At 62.8% G+C, this 17,637-nt stretch carries 13 protein-coding genes; 1 reads left to right on the top strand and 12 read right to left on the bottom strand.

Features of this window, described 5'->3' with window-relative positions; translation table 11 throughout:
• Positions 1-94: 94 nt before the first annotated feature.
• Entirely contained in the window at positions 95-2,182 is a 2,088-nt protein-coding gene (locus EFR00_RS01410; RefSeq protein WP_077994256.1) for a vWA domain-containing protein, read from the bottom strand.
• Positions 2,179-2,703 carry an RNA polymerase sigma factor gene (locus tag EFR00_RS01415; protein WP_009985105.1) on the bottom strand — a complete coding sequence of 175 codons (525 nt, stop codon included), beginning with the start codon at positions 2,701-2,703 and terminating at the stop codon, positions 2,179-2,181. The genes EFR00_RS01410 and EFR00_RS01415 overlap by 4 nt, the downstream gene beginning before the upstream one ends.
• Before the next feature lie 241 nt (positions 2,704-2,944).
• Here EFR00_RS01415 and EFR00_RS01420 point away from each other — a divergent pair, with 241 nt between their 5' ends.
• A complete protein-coding gene (locus EFR00_RS01420; RefSeq protein ID WP_040143091.1) occupies positions 2,945-3,856 on the top strand; it encodes an alpha/beta hydrolase in 912 nt (303 codons plus the stop codon).
• A 3-nt stretch (positions 3,857-3,859) separates the two neighbouring features.
• Here EFR00_RS01420 and EFR00_RS01425 read toward each other — a convergent pair whose 3' ends face one another.
• From EFR00_RS01425 to bcoG, 10 genes are all read right to left on the bottom strand, one after another.
• A complete protein-coding gene (locus EFR00_RS01425) occupies positions 3,860-5,863 on the bottom strand; it encodes a CocE/NonD family hydrolase (protein WP_077994255.1) in 2,004 nt (667 codons plus the stop codon).
• A 16-nt stretch (positions 5,864-5,879) separates the two neighbouring features.
• Positions 5,880-7,511 (bottom strand): ABC transporter ATP-binding protein, encoded by a 1,632-nt coding sequence (locus EFR00_RS01430; protein ID WP_077994254.1) that lies wholly within the window; start codon positions 7,509-7,511, stop codon positions 5,880-5,882.
• Positions 7,504-8,331, bottom strand: coding sequence for an ABC transporter permease (locus EFR00_RS01435; protein ID WP_040113022.1), 828 nt, complete (start codon positions 8,329-8,331; stop codon positions 7,504-7,506). The genes EFR00_RS01430 and EFR00_RS01435 overlap by 8 nt, the downstream gene beginning before the upstream one ends.
• Positions 8,328-9,335 carry an ABC transporter permease gene (locus EFR00_RS01440; protein WP_040113021.1) on the bottom strand — a complete coding sequence of 336 codons (1,008 nt, stop codon included), beginning with the start codon at positions 9,333-9,335 and terminating at the stop codon, positions 8,328-8,330. The genes EFR00_RS01435 and EFR00_RS01440 overlap by 4 nt, the downstream gene beginning before the upstream one ends.
• 97 nt (positions 9,336-9,432) lie before the next feature.
• Entirely contained in the window at positions 9,433-11,022 is a 1,590-nt protein-coding gene (locus EFR00_RS01445; protein WP_077994253.1) for an ABC transporter substrate-binding protein, read from the bottom strand.
• Positions 11,023-11,139: 117 nt separating this feature from the next.
• The gene (locus EFR00_RS01450; protein WP_077994252.1) at positions 11,140-11,922 is read right to left on the bottom strand and encodes a carnitinyl-CoA dehydratase; all 783 of its coding nucleotides are present in this window, start codon (positions 11,920-11,922) and stop codon (positions 11,140-11,142) included.
• A 6-nt stretch (positions 11,923-11,928) separates the two neighbouring features.
• A complete protein-coding gene (locus EFR00_RS01455; RefSeq protein WP_077994251.1) occupies positions 11,929-13,983 on the bottom strand; it encodes an acetate--CoA ligase family protein in 2,055 nt (684 codons plus the stop codon).
• 4 nt (positions 13,984-13,987) lie between these two features.
• Positions 13,988-15,148 carry an acyl-CoA dehydrogenase family protein gene (locus tag EFR00_RS01460; RefSeq protein WP_077994248.1) on the bottom strand — a complete coding sequence of 387 codons (1,161 nt, stop codon included), beginning with the start codon at positions 15,146-15,148 and terminating at the stop codon, positions 13,988-13,990.
• 10 nt (positions 15,149-15,158) lie between these two features.
• A complete protein-coding gene (locus EFR00_RS01465; RefSeq protein ID WP_077994246.1) occupies positions 15,159-16,649 on the bottom strand; it encodes a carnitine 3-dehydrogenase in 1,491 nt (496 codons plus the stop codon).
• Between the two features lie 7 nt (positions 16,650-16,656).
• Positions 16,657-17,559, bottom strand: coding sequence for a 3-dehydrocarnitine:acetyl-CoA trimethylamine transferase BcoG (bcoG, locus tag EFR00_RS01470; protein WP_077994244.1), 903 nt, complete (start codon positions 17,557-17,559; stop codon positions 16,657-16,659).
• Between the last annotated feature and the right edge of the window lie 78 nt (positions 17,560-17,637).

Genomic DNA, 17,637 nt, shown 5'->3' on the forward strand with positions numbered 1-17,637 from the left:
GCTCCTCGTCCCACTGAAAATCCGCCTTAATCTTCAAACGCCCAGCAGCAGAGTCCGCCTTACCAGGCGGCCTCCGCTTGCGGTACTTTTCTCCTCATCGCTGGCTGAGCCCGTCAGCCAACCGGATGAGCCCGAGGAAATCGGTTCTGTAGCCGAAGGCATCCGTTCCCCGTGATGCCGCAGCGAGATCGGCAATCGCCTGATAGGAATAAGCATCGAGGGCGCTGGTGCGGCTCAATTTCTGGCCGAAGGCGGCGACGGCCACCGAGAAGCGAACGTCCTGCGGCGCGGCGTCGATGGTGGCGACCGTGTTGCCGTCACCGACCGGCGTGGTGATCAGGGCGCTCTTGTCCTCGCCCGGCCGCTTGTAGCGCATCTTGAGGAAGGCAAGCTCGCCCTGATGCGCGCTGCTTGGCGTCTCGGCCGATGCCTTATCGGCGGCGCCGTAACGCAGGTCGTCATTCATGACCGCGGGACTTCCCTTGGGCGTAATCTCATAGATCGCCGTGACGCTGTGGCCGGAGCCGATATCGCCGGCATCGACGCGGTCATTGTTGAAATCCTCGCGTTTGAGGGCGCGTGTCTCGTAGCCGATCAGCCGGTATTCGGCGATCCGTTCCGGGTTGAACTCGACCTGGAACTTGACGTCCTTGGCGATCGGAAACAGCGTCGATCCGGCCTCGTCGACCAGCGTCTTCTGCGCTTCCGCGAGCGTGTCGATATAGGCGGCGCTGCCATTGCCGTTCTGGACCAGCGTCTGCATCAGGGAATCGTTGAGATTGCCGCGACCGAAGCCGAGAACGGTGAGGAAGATGCCCTCCTTGCGCTTCTCCTCGATGATGCGTTTCAGATCCTCGTCGCTCGACGGGCCGACATTAAAATCGCCGTCCGTCGCGAGCATCACCCGATTGACGCCGTCCTTGACGAAAGCCTTTTGGGCAAGATCGTAGGCCGCCTCGATGCCCTCGGCACCGCCAGTCGAGCCTCCAGCCTCCAGCCTGTCGATCGCCGAGAGAATCTTCGACTTCTCGGACACCCGCGTCGGCTCGAGCACCGTGCCGGCATTGCCGGCATAGGTGACGATGGCGACGGTATCGTCGGCCTTCAGCCTGTTGACCAGCAGGCGGAAGGAACTTTTCAGCAGCGGCAGCTTGTCAGGCTCGTCCATCGAACCAGAAACATCGATCAGGAAGACCAGATTGGCATGCGGTGCAGTCGCCGGCGCGATGTCGTAGCCCTTAATCGCCACATGCATCAGTTCCGTGTCGTGGTTCCACGGTGTCGGCATCACGGTCACGGTCGCCTTGAATGGCTGCTCGGCATTTTCAGGCCTCGGCCAGTCATAGGGGAAATAATTGATCATCTCCTCGACGCGAACGGATTGCGGATCGGGCATTGCCCCGCCGGTGAGCGACCGGCGGACGAAGGAATAGGAGGCGCTGTCGACATCGGCGGAGAAGGTCGAGACCGGATCGGTCGCGACACTCTTGATCGGATTTGCCGCAGCATTGGCAAAGCGCTCGCGACTGGAATCGGCTTGAACCTGCATACGGCTTTCCGTCGGCGGAGCAGGCGAGGGGGCGACGGCCATCGGCTCCGCCAGCTGCTGCTGGGGAGCAGCGGCAGTTGGTGCAACAGAGCGTTTGGCCCCTTCGGACATTGTACCACCCGGCCTATTTAAGAGGGCGGAGATGTCGTCGGAATTGAGATCAGATTTCCGCGCCGCGACCGCCTGCTCCTTGTCCTGCAAGGCTTGAGCGCTGTCGGCCGCCGCGGATTGAGGCAGCCGGTTCTCTTCGGTCACCGCTTCGGAAAGCGCGGGCGCGGCCGGCCGGCCAGTCGGTATCGGCATTTCCTTTTTCGAAACAGTGCCGGCGATCCTTTCCTGGTCGATAATCGGTTGGTTGCGGGTCAGCTCGAGGGTGAGATAGCCGGCGGCGGGAATGACGAGCAGCGTCGCAAGGGCTGAACCGGCGAGGAATTTCTTGTTCACGGCAGGGCTCCATATCAGGTTGATGATGGAGCTTGGACGCCAACCTTTCGCGTTTCCTTGGGCTGCCGCTGCATTATTTTCTGCGCTGTCGAAGGCCTGCATCGCCGCCGCAAGGGCGCGTGCACGCGCCTGCGGATCGGCTGCCGGCGGTGTCAGGCGGGAGAGCTTTTCGAGTTCCTTGTCCATCATACCTCTTCCTTGCCGAGCATGGCCTTCAGCCTCTTGCGCGCCTCGTGCACCTGCCAGGACACGGTCGTTTCCGAGCAGCCCATGACATCGGCGGCCGCCGAATGGCTGAGGCCTTCGCCATAGACGAGCAGCACGGCGTCGCATTGCCGTTCCGGCAAAGCGCGCACGGCCGCCCATAATGCGCTCGACAGCTCGTCGTCGTTTCCGCCCGGCGCATCCTGCTGCGGTTCGGCAGCGTAAGCGCGGAATGTCTGCTCTTCCCGCGCAAGTCTGCGTCTATGGTCGCGGGCGGCGTTGAGCGTCAGCGTGTAGAGCCATGTCCTGAAGCGGCTGGCGCCGCGAAAGCCGCGGATGGCCGCGCCGAGCTTGACGCAGACCTCCTGGGCGATATCGTCAGCGTCGGTGGAACTGCCCGACCATCGCCATGCCGTCGCGTGAACGAAATCATAATGGCGCGAGACCAGTTGCCCGAAGGCCTCCCGGTCACCTCCCTGCGCTCGTTCTATGAGCTCCGCATCCAATGCGCACCTACCCCCAAGCTATCAAGCAAGATGCTATTTCGGGATTGAGACGTTTCTCCGATAGCTTTCCTTGGGTCCACGCCAAAAAAATTTTGCGAATTTTGAATGGGCTCGAAATAATCGAGCGCCGCGACATAAACGGGTCGCTGCCGGACAGATCGGTTCCATCGCAAAGGCGCAAGATGACGGCAGAGTCGGCCAGAGACATGGATCTGCATGTTCCAAATCGAAAGGACCCTCAATGTCCGCTCCAACGCCTGTCCCCACCGAAAAGGGCATCCTGCAATTTCTCGCAATTTGCGATGCTTTTTATCCGCCGGATGCGATCGAGGCGTCGATCGAACAGCAGCGGCATTGGTACGATGCTCTTTGCGCGCGCTTCGACCGACCGCTCCCCCCGGATATGATCTTTGCGGACGGTATGGTTCAGCGCATCCCGATCCGGCGCTACCGACCGCGCAAAATCGTCACGCGCACCATTCTGCTCTATCTTCATGGCGGCGGTTTTGTGGTCGGTTCGCTTGAGAGCCATCATGCCATTTGCGCCGAGATCGCCGATTTCGCCGGCGCGGAACTCGTCTCGGTCGATTATCGGCTCGCGCCCGAATATCGCTGGCCGGCGCAGACGGATGACGGTTTTGCCGTGCTGAAACATCTGCTTTCCGCCGGGAGCAAGGTCGTGCTGATCGGCGACAGCGCCGGCGGCAATCTTGCGGCCGGCCTTGCCTTGCGCGCACGCAATGAGGAGCTATCAGGCGTCGTCGGCCAGGTGCTGATCTACCCGGCGCTCGGCGGCGATCTTGCCGCGGGTTCCTATGTCGAAATGGCTGCGGCGCCCGGCCTGACCACGGCGGATGTCACCTATTATCGCACGATCCTGCAGGCGCCTGGCAACAACGAGATCGCCGAGCCGCTGCAGGCGCCGTCGCTTGCCGGGCTGCCGCCGGCCTTCATCACGGTCGCGCATTTCGATCCGCTGCGCGACGACGGCCGGCAATATGCCGCCCGGCTGGCTGCTGAGGGCATCGTGGTCTCATTCCGGGAGGAGCCGCAGATGGTGCATGCCTGGCTGCGCGCCCGCCACATGAGCGATGGCGCCAAGGACGGCTTTCGCGCGATCTGCGAGGCCGTCCGGCATTTTGCGACCGCCTGACGATCACATCAGGTCGCGGGCGATCTTCTTTTCCGCGAAGACCTTTTCGAAGATCTGCACGTCATCCTCGAATGCCGTGACGATGGCGCTTATGATCCAATCGGTCGCCGTGCAGGCAATCCGCGCAGTTGCGACGGTGCGGACGAACCAGCCGGCGCGCCGCATGTCGCAGGTCCAGGTCGAAATCCCTGTCATCGACAGCGGATCATTGGGTGAGATCGACCAGACTTCCTCCCGCAACTGCCGGGTCGACAGGCCGGTCTCAGGATGTTCGTAGAGCCCCGTATCCTCATGAATGCGATATTTCGTGCGGTTGGACGAAAGGTCACGGACGACCTGTCGTTTGGTCGCGGCGGCGGCATGCTCGATATATTTCGGTAAAGGATCGGGATTGGCCGGTTCGTCGATTTCAATGCTCCTGTGTTCGCCAAGCATCGGCAGCCCAAGACCAAGCGAGGCAATATCGATATCGAACCCTTCGTGTTCCGGCGGCGGCAGGATCATCGGCCAATAGGCGGTGGAAAGCGAAAGGCGGATGCGATGGCCCTTGCGGAAGCGATAACCGCAGGCATCGAGCACAAGCCGGAGCGACACCGTCTCGCCCGCGGACAGTGGTTTCGGATCAGCGTTGCCGTCGCGATGGGTGAGGTTGACGACGCCGAAGGCGACCCGCGTCGCCGTGCCGTCAGGATGAACATCGACGAGCCGGGCGCAGAGATTTCCGCTCGTTGCCCGGGATCGCAGCGCAAGCGTCAGCACCGGCCGGCCGAGATAGTCGTGATCCCGCGCCAGCGGCGTCGTATCGAAGACCAGCGAGCCGGCGTCGTCAGTGCGTTGATCGATCGCCATTTCGGCGTCGGGCTTGAGGGTGAAATATTCACCGGATGCCGTGCCGGTATCGAGGGGAGAACTCAGATAGACCGGATGCTCCGGCGCATGCGGGATCGGCATGTCCTCCGTCAGCCTGCCGAATTGCTCGACATAGAAGCATTGCATCTTCGGCGGCGACCAGCTGTCCTTAGCCACCCAGAAACCAGGATCGCTGTCACGCCGCGGCGCCGGGCGGACGGCATCGAGAATATAGGCGCGGGCCGGCGGCAGCCTGTCGATGCCGTTATCTTCGCCACGCAGCCATCTGTTCCACCAGGCGATCGCTTCGGCATGGAAATTGGCGCGCGGCTTCGGCCAGGCGAAATGCGGATATTTGTGCACCCAGGGGCCGATCAGCGCCTTCGCCTTCTCGCCCAGACCCTCGACCGCCATCAGCGGGGTATTGCGATAGCCGTCGGCCCAGCCGGCAATCACGAGCGCCGGGATTTCGACGCTCGAAAAGTCCTCTGAGATCGAGCCGTGACGCCAGAAATCATCGCGCCGCTGATGGGTCAGCCACTCCTCCATGAAAAAGGGTTCGCCTGCCAGGCGCTCAAGCCACATCTCCTTCCAGCGCTCGCCGACAAGTGCCGGATCGGGAGGACGTGACTGGTAGCCAAGCATCGTCGCCGCCCATGAGAGCTGGGCGGAGAGATGGCAGCCGTTCTTATAGTGGATATCGTCATTGTAGCGGTCGACGGTCGAGGCGATCGAGATGACGGCTTTGAGCGCCGGTGGGCGCAGGGCTGCGACCTGCAGGCTGTTGAAGCCGCCCCAGGAGATACCCATCATGCCGACCGCGCCGTTCGACCACGGCTGCGCCGCAATCCAGGCGATCAGCTCGCAGGCATCGGCAAGCTCACGCTCGGTATATTCGCCGTCGATGACGCCGTCGGATTCCCCCGAACCGCGGATATCGACGCGCACCCCGGCAATGCCCGCAGCAGCAAACACCGGATAGGTCGACTCGTCGCGAGGACTGGTGCCGTCGCGTTTGCGATAGGGCAGGAATTCGAAGACGGCGGGAACGAGATCCTGCTCGGCGCCGTCAGGCATCCAGATGCGTGCGGCGAGCCGCGTTCCGTCCTTCAGCGTGATCCATTCATTCTCGATGGTGGTGAAGCCGCGCGAGCCCATACCCATTCCTTTCCGTTCAGTGGCCGGCGCTTTCCATGCGCCGCGTCGCAAGCACGCGCTCCAGCCAGCCGATCTCCATCTCGGGTACGGATTTCAGCAACAGGTCGGTGTAGTCGTCGAAGGGCGGCGACAGCGCCGTCGATTTCGGCCCGAACCGCACCAGCCTGCCGCGATGCATCACCGCCACGCTGTCGGCGATCGCCCGGACGATCGCAATGTCATGGGTGATGAAGACATAGGATAGTTGTTCTTCCTGCTGCAGGCGCAGCAGCAGCTTGAGGATGCCCTCCGCCACCAGCGGATCGAGCGCCGAAGTCGGCTCGTCGCAAAGGATGAGTTCCGGCTTGGCGGCGAGTGCCCTCGCAATCGCCACACGCTGCTTCTGGCCGCCGGACAGTTCGGCCGGGTAACGATCGATGAAGCCGTTGCCCATTTCGATCTGGTCGAGCAGTTCCTTCACCCGTGCGGTTTTCGCGCCACCCCTCAGGCCGTAATAGAAGGTCAGCGGCCGGCCGATGATGTCGCGCACCGTCTGCCGCGGGTTCATCGCCGTATCGGCCATCTGATAGATCAGCTGGATGCGTCTGAGGTCGTCGTTCGGCCGGCTCTTGAGACCGGGCATCAGCGGCTTGCCGACAAAGACGACGCGCCCGCTGCTCGGCGGCAAGAGACCGGTAATGACGCGTGCCAAGGTCGACTTACCGGAACCGGATTCGCCGACGACGGCAAGCGTCTGCCCCTTCGGCACATGCAGCGAGACATCGTGCAGCACCTTGAAGCCGTTCGAATATTCGGCGCTGACATTCTCCACTTTGAGAAGCGCGGCGGACTGATCGGCGGCTTCCTCGCGATAGGCCTGCCTGACATTGACCAGCGCCCGGGTATAGTCCTGTCGCGGCGCTTCGATGATCTGCTGAACGCTGCCATACTCCACCTGCTTGCCATGGCGCAGCACCATTATGTCGTCGGAAATCTGGGCAACGACGGCAAGATCGTGGGTAATGTAGAGGGCGGCCGTATGGGTCTCCTCGATCGCATGCTTGATCGCTGCCAGCACGTCGATTTGCGTGGTCACGTCAAGCGCCGTGGTCGGCTCGTCGAAGACGATGAGTTCAGGATTCGAGCAGAGCGCCATTGCCGTCATCGCGCGCTGCAACTGACCGCCGGAGACCTGGTGGGCGAAGCGCTCGCCGAAAGTCTCAGGATTGGGCAGGCCGAGGACACGGAAGAGATAAAGCGCACGTTTGCGCGCCTCCTCCCTGCTCATCAATCCATGCTTGACGGATGCTTCGATCACCTGATCGCCAAGCCTATGCGCCGGATTGAAGGCGGCGGCAGCCGATTGCGCGACGTAGCAGACCCGTGCGCCGCGGATTTTCCGGATGCCGTTTTTGCCGAGCGCCAGAATATCGGTGCCGGTGAGCCGCACCTCGCCGCCGGTGATTTCGGCGCCGCCGCGGCCGTAGGCAAGCGCCGAGAGGCCGATCGTCGACTTGCCCGCGCCCGACTCTCCGATCAGGCCGAGAACCTTGCCCTTCTGCAGGTCGAAAGAAACGCCGTCGACGATCGTTACCCGCTTGGGCGCTTCACCGGGCGGGTAGCTCGTCGCTTCGATTTTGAGATTGCGAACGGAAAGAAGCTCAGGCATCGCCTCGCCCTCCCTTGAGGCTGGATGTGCGTTTCAGGAGCCAGTCGACGACGAGGTTGACGCAGATGGCAAGCGTCGCGATCGCCGTGCCCGGCACCAGTGCTGCCGAGATACCGAAGATGATGCCGTCCTTATTGTCCTTGACCATGCCGCCCCAGTCGGCCGCCGGTGGCTGAATGCCGAGGCCGAGGAAGGACAGCGTCGAGAGGAAGAGGATCGAGAAGGCGAAGCGCAGTCCGAACTCGGCCAGCAGCGGCGACAGCGTGTTCGGCAGGATCTCGCGAAAGATGATCCAGAGCTTGCCTTCGCCGCGCAGCTTGGCCGCCTCGACGAATTCCATCACTGCAACATCGAGCGCTACAGCGCGGCCGAGGCGGTAGACACGGGTGGAATCGAGGATCGCCATGACGAGGATCAGTACGACGAGGTTTTGCGGCAGCACCGCCAGCACCACCAGCGCGAAGATCAGCGTCGGGATCGACATCATCAAATCATTGAAACGCGAAAATACCGTGTCGATGATGCCGCGGGAGACGGCCGCGGTGAAGCTCAGAATGACGCCGAGCGAGAAGGAGATGATGGTGGCGGCGGAGGCGACCAGGAGCGTCGTGCGCGCTCCATAGATCAGCCGCGAGAGGATGTCGCGGCCGAGATTATCGAGTCCGAAGATGTATTTATCGTCAGGCAGCTGCCAGACGTCACCGACGACCTGGGTCTCCCCGTAAGGCGCGATCCAGGGCGCGAAGACAGCGAAGATGAAGGCGATGGCGATGCCTGCCATGCCGATCCAGGCGGTGATGGGAATGTCTCTTGCTCTCATCGCGGATGCCTCAGCCGGGGATTGGCAATGATCGCAAGAATGTCGGCGATCATATTGAGGAAAATGTAGACGGCCGCGAAGATCAGGCCGCAGGCCTGCACCACGGGCATGTCGCGCACCGTGACCGCGTCGACCATATATTGCCCCATGCCGGGATAGACGAAGACCACTTCGACGACGACGACGCCGACCACGAGATAGGCGAGATTCAATGCGACGACATTGATGATCGGCGCCAGCGCGTTGGGGGCGGCGTGCTTGACGATCGCGCGGAAGGCGCTGAGACCTTTAAGCTCGGCGGTCTCCATATAGGCCGACGACATCACCGAGAGGATCGCAGCCCGCGTCATGCGCATCATATGAGCCAGTACGACAAGCACCAGGGTAGCGGTCGGCAGCGCGATCGCCTTCAGCCGCTCGGCGAAGCCCATGCTGTCATAGACGGTCGCCGGAAAGGTCGCCATGCCGAACTTCACGGCGAAGAAGAGGATCAGCAGGTAGCCGATGAAGAATTCCGGCAGCGAGATCGCCGCAAGCGAGATCACGTTGATGATCTTATCCGGCATGCGGTTGCGGAAATGCACCGAGAACATGCCGAGACCGACAGCGAGCGGCACCGAAATCACCGCCGCAAACCCCGCCAGGAAGAGCGAATTGCCGAGACGTTTGCCGATCTGTTCGCTCACCGAATTTTTGCTGGCCCAGGAGGTGCCGAAGTCACCCTGGACGGCATTGCCGAGCCATTCGACGTAACGGGTCGTCACCGGGCGGTCCAGTCCGAGATCCTGGCGGATATTGGCAACCGCCTGCGGCGTTGCCGACTGACCGAGATAGGTGGTGGCAAAATCGCCAGGCAGGGCTTCGAGCCCGCCGAAGATCAGGATGGAGACGGCAAAAAGTAGAATAATGCTGAGCACGAAGCGCTCGAGGATGAGGGCAAGCAACGGAAAACGCTGCCGGAGCCTCAGGCCCGGCAAGATATTGCTTGGGGCAGGGTTGGTCATGGCAAATGCCTTTGGCTAAAACGTCGGGAGGACCGAGGGTTTTCTTCCCACGGTCCCAGCTTCGTCGGAGATCGGAGGGGCGCTGCGCCCCCTGCCATCAGGCGTCCAGCCAGACGCGGGTTGCGACGTAACCGTTCGACATGTCGTTGCCGATATCGTGGACATAGCCCTTCACCTGCTTGGTCGAGGCGTTCACGAAGTCGTTGAACATCGGCAGGATCACGCCGCCTTCATCGCGGACCATCATTGCCATCGTACGATACATGTCCTTGCGCTTGGCTTCATCAAGCTCGGAGCGGGCCTGCAACAGCATCTTGTCGAAGTCAGGACGCTTGAACTTGGTGTCGTTCCAGTCCGCCGTTGAGAGATAGGCGGTGGAATACATCTGGTCCTGCGTCGGACGGCCACCCCAATAGGAGGTCGAGAAGGGCTGGACGTTCCAGACATTGGTCCAGTAGCCGTCGCCCGGTTCGCGCTTGACCTCGATCTCGATGCCGGCCTTCTTGCAGCTTTCCTGATAGAGGACGGCCGCATCGACGCCGCCGGGGAAGGCGACTTCGGAGGTGCGCAGCAGCACCGAGCCGCTATGGCCCGACTTCTTGTAGTGGAAGGCTGCCTTGTCGGGATCGTAGACGCGTTGCTCGATGCCCTCGGGGAACAGCGCATAGGTGGAGTTGATCGGGAAGTCGTTGCCGACCTTGCCGTAGCCGCCGAGGATCTTCTCCACCATGGTCTCGCGGTCCATGGCGTATTTGAGCGCGAGGCGCAGATCGTTGTTGTCGAACGGCGCCTTGTCGCAATGCATGATGAAGACGTAATGGCCGCGGCCGGCAGTCGAGAGGATCTCGACGTTGGGGGCGCGTTTCAGGAGGTTGACGGTCTTCGGATCGACGCGGTTGATGTAGTGCACCTGGCCGGACGACAGTGCGGCGATACGGGCGGTGGCGTCGTTCATGCCGATGATCTCGATCGAGTCGACGTAGCCCCGGTCGCTGCGCCAGTCGTCCTTGTTCTTTTCGAATGTCGCCCGGACGCCGGGCTCGAAGCTCGTCATCTTGTAGGGGCCGGTGCCGATCGAGGCCAGCGGATCGTCGACGCCGCCATTCGGCTGGATGACCAGATGGTAGTCCGACAGCAGCAGCGGCATGTCGGCATTACCTTCGCTGAGCGTCAGCACAAGGTTGCCGCCGTGTGCCTTGATCTCTTTGATCGAACCGAGCACGCCGAGCGCGCCGGATTCCGACTTCGCATCGGTGTGACGCTTCAGCGTCGCAACGACGTCGTCGATCGTCAGTTCCTTGCCATCGTGGAACTTGACGCCCTTGCGGATCTTGAAGGTCCAGGTCACGGCATCCTTCGAGGGCTCCCAGGATTCGGCAAGTGCGGGCACGGCGGCACCCGTCAGCGGATCGGATTCGACCAGCATGTCGCCCCAGCAGCGGCCGATGCAGAACATGACCTGCGACAAGAACTTCGCCGGATCCTTGGAATCGGTGGCGGCACCGCCTTCTAGGCCGAGCTTCAGGTGGCCACCGCGCTTCGGTTCGGCGGCTTCGGCACTTTCGGTGAAGAGCTTGTCGGCGACGGCAAGTGTGATGCCGGCCGCCATGGCACGTCCCATGAATTCGCGGCGGCTCAATCCGCCGGCGGTGACGCGGCTTGTGAGATATTTGCTATAGTCGTTCATTCCCCTGTTCCTTCTTTGTGGTGCGTTGACAGAACTTCCGGGCAGGTCCGCAGGCGGTTTCCTCTCCACCTCCGGTGCCCGCATCATGCGGGAAAATGCTGCGGTTGCCGCCGCCTCTTACTTTCCTTTCCAAATAGGGCTTCGCTTCTCGGCAAAGGCCCGCGCGCCTTCCAATTGATCTTCGCTCGAATAGAGCCTGTCGACCGTCGCAAACTGCCGCTTGGTGATCTTGTTCATGGCAGTCTGGAACGTCGAACCCTCCGCTTCGCGCACAATCTCCTTGATGGCCGCATAGACGAGCGGCGGCCCGCTTTCGAGCAGGCGGGCGAGCTCCCAGGCTCTCTCCATCAGCCGTTCGGCCGGCACAACCTCATTGACGAAACCCCAGCGATGCGCCTCGTGCACGTCGAGCCAACGCCCGGTCAAAAGCATGTCCATGGCGATATGGTAGGGGATGCGCTTCGGCAGCTTGATCGAAGCCGCATCGGCAACGGTGCCCGAACGGATTTCCGGCAGGGCAAAACTCGCATGTTCGGCGGCGATGATCAGATCGGCCGAAAGCGCTATCTCCAGTCCGCCGCCGCAACAGATACCGTTGACAGCTGCGATGACGGGCTTGTTCAAGTCGCGCAGCTCCTGCAATCCGCCGAAGCCGCCCACACCGTAATCGCCGTCGACCGCATCGCCTGATGCAGCAGCCTTCAGATCCCATCCGGCGCAGAAGAATTTTTCGCCGGCGCCCGTGACGATGGCGACGCGCAACTCAGGATCGTCGCGAAAATCCCGGAAGATCAATCCCATGGCACGGCTGGTCGCAAGGTCGATGGCGTTCGCCTTCGGCCGGTCGATGACGACTTCCAACACGCCGCCGTCACGTCGTGTGCCAATATGGTCGCTCAAACCGTGCTACCTCCTTCGCCGTATGAGAGCATCAACAGCAGCAACACCCAGCCCTTCGGGAAGAACCATCAAGGGATTAAGGTCCAGTTCCTCCAGGCGCACCGCATTCGTTACGACATATTCTGCCGTAGCTGCGACAGCAGCGACGGTGGCTTCGAGATCGCCCCTTGGCCGGCCGCGATAGCCATGAATCAATCTCGCAATCTTGAGACGCGAAATCGCAGCATAGATCTCGGTTTTCGTCGTCGGAAGCGGCAGTATGACGGAATCTTCGAGCAATTCGACGAAAATTCCGCCCGCTCCCAATGTCAGCGACAATCCGAAGACGGGATCGCGGGTGGCGCCGACGATGAGTTCCGCGACCGGAGGATCGACCATCTTCTCGACGAGATAACCGGCATCGCAGGCAATGGCCGCTGCCGCATCCGACACCGCCTGCGAATTCCTGAGGTTGAGCGCGACAGCCCCTGCCTCGGTCTTGTGCGCTATGCCGAGCCCCTTCAGAACGACGGGGAAGCCGAGCCGTTCGGCCTGCTCGGCGGCTTCGCGGGGAGAAAAAGCCTGCAGCCCCCAGGGAACGGGGAGGCCGCAGGCGGCAAGCTCGGCCTTCGCCTCGCTCTCCGTCAGCGTCTCGATTTCGCCGGCTGTGGGGGCGACGTCGAGCAGCGGCAGGGGAGGCGGGCTATTCCAAGCTTGGCCAATGCCGGCGGCGACTTCCGCCGCAGCGATGGTTTCATCGATACCGGAGAAAGCGACGATGCCATTGGTCATCAGTCGATCGGCGATCGGCTCCGGCATATTCTCGGGCAGGGTCGCGAGAAGACCGGCCAGCGCGCCGGTGGCGAAAGCCGCCGCGATGACCGCATCCGCCGTCGTCGCCCATTCGGACGCATCGCAGCGGTCGCCCCGCGGGAAATCGAGGACGACGAGATTGAGGGCATAACCGCCTGCGAACATGGCGCTGAAGGCTTCTGTCTGGCGGCTGAAATCGCCCCACACGAAGGTGTGGTAGTCGAGCGGATTGGAGAGCGTCACCATCTCGCCGAGAACCCGCCGCAGACGCGGCAATTGCTGCGGCTGCAGGGCCGGGAATTCGACATCGCGGCCGACGGCGGCATCCGCCATCAGCGAAGCCTCGCCGCCGGAGCAACTCATGGACGAGATCGAATGGCCGGGGAGAGGACCGGCGACATGCAGCAGCTTCAGGGTTTCGAGCAGCGCCGGCAGGCTGTGGACACGACCGATACCGAGACGGGCGAGCACGGCGTCGGCTACCGCATCGCTGCCGGCAAGCGAGGCGGTGTGCGATACCGCCGCATGTCTTGCCTGCTCGGACCTGCCGACCTTGAGCACGACGACCGGCTTCTTCAACCGGCGGGCAATGGTGGCCAGGCGTTCGAGGCCGGAGAGATCGCCGAAACCTTCGACGTGCAGGCCGACCGCCGTAACCCGCGGATCGTCCATGAGCGCGCAGGCGACATCCGCAAGCGATGTCTGTGCCTGGTTGCCTGCCGTGACCACATAGGCGATCGGCAGCCCGCGTGTCTGCATGGTCAGGTTGATCGCGATATTGGAAGACTGGGTGAGGATCGCCACACCGCATTCGATACGCTTCATGCCGTGCTGGTCGGGCCAGAGAAGCGCACCATCGAGGCCGTTGATCAGCCCGTAGCAGTTCGGCCCGAGGATCGGCATGTCGCCGGCCGCCGCTACAAGAGCCTGCTGCAGTTCGGCGCCATCGGCAAGCTCCGCCGTCGCCTCGCTGAAGCCCGATGCGTAACAAACCGCGCCGCCTGCGCCGGCGCGTGAAAGGCCGCGAACGATGTCGACGGTAAGGGTTCGGTTGACGCCGACGAAGGCCGCGTCCGGTGCGCCGGGCAGATCGGAGAGCGAGCGATAGCAGGGCCGCCCGAGCACCTCGTCCAATTTGGGATGAACAGGCCAGATCTCGCCGGCAAAACCCATGCGGTCGCACTGCTCGATCACCCGGCGCGCCTCACGGCCGCCGAAGACGGCGATCGTTTGCGGTCTGACCAGGCGGTCGAGCGGGCTGGATGTCATCGGCTCATGCTCCCAAGGGCCGGAGCAGGTCGCGGCTGATGATATGCCGCTGGATTTCCGAGGTGCCGTCCCAGATGCGCTCGACGCGCGCATCGCGCCAGAAGCGGCCAAGCGGCAGGTCATCCATCAGGCCCATGCCGCCATAGATCTGGATTGCCTCATCGGTCACGCGCGCCAGCATTTCGGAGGCATAGAGCTTGGCCGAGGCAATTTGCCGATCTGCGGAAAGGCCGGCATCGAGCCGCCAGGCGGCTGCAAGCGTCAGCCAGTCGGCTGCGTCGATCTCGGTGATCATGTCGGCGAGCTTGAAAGAGACGCCCTGATTGGCGCCGATCGGCCGGCCGAACTGCTTGCGTTCGGCGGCATAGGGCAGGGCCATCTCGAAGACACGGCGTGCCCGGCCGACGCAGGTAGCGGCAACCGTCAATCGCGTGCCGTAGAGCCACTGATTGGCGATATCGAAGCCGCGATGCACCTCGCCCAGCACCTGGGCTTCGGGAATCCGGCAATCGGTAAAGCTGAGGGTACTATTGTGGTAGCCGCGATGCGAAACGGAATGGTAGCCTTTCAGGATCTCGAACCCCGGCGTGCCGCGATCGACGAGAAAGGCCGTGATCTTCTTCTTGATGCCTTTCGGCGTTTCCTCCTCGCCGGTGGCAGCAAAGACGATGACGAAATCGGCGACATCCGCGTGCGAGATGAAATGTTTCGTGCCGTTGAGGACGAAATCGGCGCCGTCGCGGCGGGCGGCGCATTTCATGCCGCGCATATCGGAACCGGCATCCGGCTCGGTAATGGCAAGCGCGTCGATCTTCTCGCCGCGCACCGCCGGCAGGAGATAGCGTTCGCGCTGCTCGCCCTCGCAGGCCATCAGGATGCCAGAGGGACGGCCGAAGAAGACCGTCAGACCCAGCGAGCCGCGCCCGAGCTCGCGCTCGACCAGCGTGAAGGTGACATGGTCGAGGCCGGCGCCGCCGACCTCCTCGGGAAAATTGCAGGCATAGAAGCCGAGAGCGATGCATTTGCGCTGGATCTCGCGCCCGAGTTCCGGCGGGACGAAGCCGGTCCGCTCGACCTCGTTCTCATGCGGATAGATCTCGGTTTCGACGAAAGCGCGGACCGTCTCCACGATCATTTCCTGTTCTGCACTGAGACCGAAATCCATGCCGATCCTCCTACCGCCTCTGGCCGACGTGACGCCCGGCGCCTTCGGGCAGCGCCAGTTCCGCATGGGCCGCGGCAATCGCCTTCACCCTGTCGAGCACGGCGGCGGGCGCCGCCACTGCCTTGCCCTCCTTGCTGTCGACATGCAGCAGCATCTGCTCGGCGGTTGCGATGAGCTCGCCCGTCGCCGTGTCGTGCAATGTGTGGAAGACATGCAGCCGCTTCTCGTCGGCGGTCAGGATCTGGCAGGCCGAATGGATCGCCTGGCCGAGCTTCGCCTCGCCGAGATGGCGGATATGGCTTTCCACCGTGTAATAGCTGTGCCCCGCCTCGACATAGGCAAGGTCGACCCCAACGAGACGCAGCAGCGCATCGGACGTATCGCCGAAGACCTGGAGATAGCGGTGCTCGGTCATATGGCCGTTATAGTCGACCCAGGCAGGGCTCACCTTGGCTTCGATAAGCCGCAGCGGCTTCGAAGGATCGGCGGGCATGGTCTCGCCTCCCCCTCGCGCCCACAGCGACTGCTCGAAACCCTTCAACAGCTTGCCGGCGCCCCAGCCCTTGCCGCCGTCGCCGCCCTTCAGCGCCTGCAGGATGCCGACGAGATTTTCGTCGCGGATTCGCTCAAGCTGGCGGATGGAAAGGCCGGACGCCTGTTCGTCGGATTGTCGGCCGATCTTTTCGATAAGCGCATCGTCAAGATCGACGACGTCGGTGAGCTTGGTCCAGGGCCAGGCGAGGCAGGGGCCGAACTGGGCGAGGAAATGGCGCATGCCGGCCTCGCCGCCGGCGATGCGGTAGGTCTGGAACAGGCCCATCTGCGCCCAACGCAAGCCGAAGGAATAGCGGATGACGTCGTCGAGCGTCTCGACGGTGCAGATGTCGTCGTGGATGAGCCATAAGGCCTCGCGCCAGAGCGCTTCGAGCAGCCGGTCACCGACGAAGGCCTCGATCTCCTTGGCGATGTGGACGCCCTTCATGCCGATCGGCGGCAGTCTTTCCATCGCCGCCCGGATGGTCGCTGCCGAGGTCTTCTCGCCGCCGACAATTTCGACGAGCGGCAGCAGATAGACCGGATTATAGGGGTGGGCGACGAAGAGGCGTTCGGGATGCGTCATGTCGCGCTGCAGATCGGTCGGCAGCAGGCCCGAGGTAGAAGAGCCGATCAGGGCATCCGGGCGCGCGGCCGCATCGATCTCGATCAGCACGCCACGCTTGAGGTCGAGCCTTTCCGGCACGCTTTCCTGGATCCAGTCGGCGTCGGCAACGGCTTCCGCCAGCGTCTGGCAGAAGCGGAGCCTGCCGCGCGGCGGCAGTGGCGCGCCGGTCAGCATGGCATAGGCTTTTTCGGCATTGGCGATGACTTCGCCGACAATGCGGCCTGCTTCCGGATGCGGGTCGAACACATCGACGTCGATGCCGGCGAGCAGGAAACGGGCGATCCATCCGCCGCCGATGACGCCGCCGCCGATACAAGCCGCCTTGCTGATCTTGGTCATGATATCCTCAGCGCTTCGTCAGCTTCAGCTTCTTGCGCACATCTTCCGGTCCGATGATCCGGGCTCCCATGCCTTCCACCACCTGCACCGCCTTTTCGACGAGCTGCGCATTGGTGGCGAGCTGGCCCTTGCCGACGAAGAGGTTGTCTTCAAGTCCGACGCGCACATTGCCGCCGGCGAGAACCGCTGCCGCCGGGTAGGCCATGGCGTTGCGGCCAATCGAAAAGGCCGAGAAGGTCCAACTCTGCGGCACGTTATTGACCATCGCCATGAAAGTGTTGAGATCGTCGGGCGCGCCCCAGGGAATGCCCATGCAGAGCTGGATCAGCACCGGGTCTTCGATCAGGCCTTCCTCGGCAAGCTGCTTGGCGAACCAGAGATGGCCGGTGTCGAAAGCCTCGATCTCAGGCCGCACGCCGAGATCCGTCATCTTCCTCGCCATCGCCCGCAGCATGGCCGGCGTGTTCGTCATGACATAGTCGCCAAGGTTGAAGTTCATCGTGCCGCAGTCGAGCGTGCAAATCTCCGGCAGGCATTCGGCGACATGGCTGACGCGCTCACTGGCGCCGGCCATGTCGGTGCCGTTCTGATTGAGGGGGAGGGGGCTTTCGACATCGCCGAAGATCAGGTCCCCGCCCATGCCGGCGGTGAGATTGAGGACAACGTCGATGTCAGCCGAGCGGATGCGCTCGGTCACCTCCCTGTAGAGATCGTTGCGGCGGCTGGCGGCCCCCGTTTCCGGATCACGGACATGGCAGTGAACGACAGCCGCCCCAGCCTTGGCGGCGTCGATCGCGGAATCCGCGATCTGCTTGGGAGTGATGGGAACAAGGCTGGATTTGGAAACCGTATCGCCGGCACCGGTGACAGCGCAGGTGATGAAAACATCGCGGTTCATCGCTAATGGCATATTCTTGTTCTCCCCGTCTTGACTGGCATTACGCGGCAGGTTGGCCGAGGATGCTTTGCATTTTCGGTACTATCCGAT

It is taken from the genome of Rhizobium sophoriradicis (genome assembly GCF_003939025.1).
Taxonomy (GTDB): Bacteria; Pseudomonadota; Alphaproteobacteria; order Rhizobiales; family Rhizobiaceae; genus Rhizobium; species Rhizobium sophoriradicis.

What these genes read in the sequence shown, in the direction of transcription:
- EFR00_RS01410 (WP_077994256.1), bottom strand. Translation starts at nt 2,182, where the DNA reads ATGATGGACAAGGAACTCGAAAAGCTCTCCCGCCTGACACCGCCGGCA.
- EFR00_RS01440 (WP_040113021.1), bottom strand. Translation starts at nt 9,335, where the DNA reads ATGACCAACCCTGCCCCAAGCAATATCTTGCCGGGCCTGAGGCTCCGG.
- EFR00_RS01430 (WP_077994254.1), bottom strand. Translation starts at nt 7,511, where the DNA reads ATGCCTGAGCTTCTTTCCGTTCGCAATCTCAAAATCGAAGCGACGAGC.
- bcoG (WP_077994244.1), bottom strand. Translation starts at nt 17,559, where the DNA reads ATGCCATTAGCGATGAACCGCGATGTTTTCATCACCTGCGCTGTCACC.
- EFR00_RS01425 (WP_077994255.1), bottom strand. Translation starts at nt 5,863, where the DNA reads ATGGGCTCGCGCGGCTTCACCACCATCGAGAATGAATGGATCACGCTG.
- EFR00_RS01445 (WP_077994253.1), bottom strand. Translation starts at nt 11,022, where the DNA reads ATGAACGACTATAGCAAATATCTCACAAGCCGCGTCACCGCCGGCGGA.
- EFR00_RS01420 (WP_040143091.1), top strand. Translation starts at nt 2,945, where the DNA reads ATGTCCGCTCCAACGCCTGTCCCCACCGAAAAGGGCATCCTGCAATTT.
- EFR00_RS01435 (WP_040113022.1), bottom strand. Translation starts at nt 8,331, where the DNA reads ATGAGAGCAAGAGACATTCCCATCACCGCCTGGATCGGCATGGCAGGC.
- EFR00_RS01460 (WP_077994248.1), bottom strand. Translation starts at nt 15,148, where the DNA reads ATGGATTTCGGTCTCAGTGCAGAACAGGAAATGATCGTGGAGACGGTC.
- EFR00_RS01455 (WP_077994251.1), bottom strand. Translation starts at nt 13,983, where the DNA reads ATGACATCCAGCCCGCTCGACCGCCTGGTCAGACCGCAAACGATCGCC.
- EFR00_RS01465 (WP_077994246.1), bottom strand. Translation starts at nt 16,649, where the DNA reads ATGACCAAGATCAGCAAGGCGGCTTGTATCGGCGGCGGCGTCATCGGC.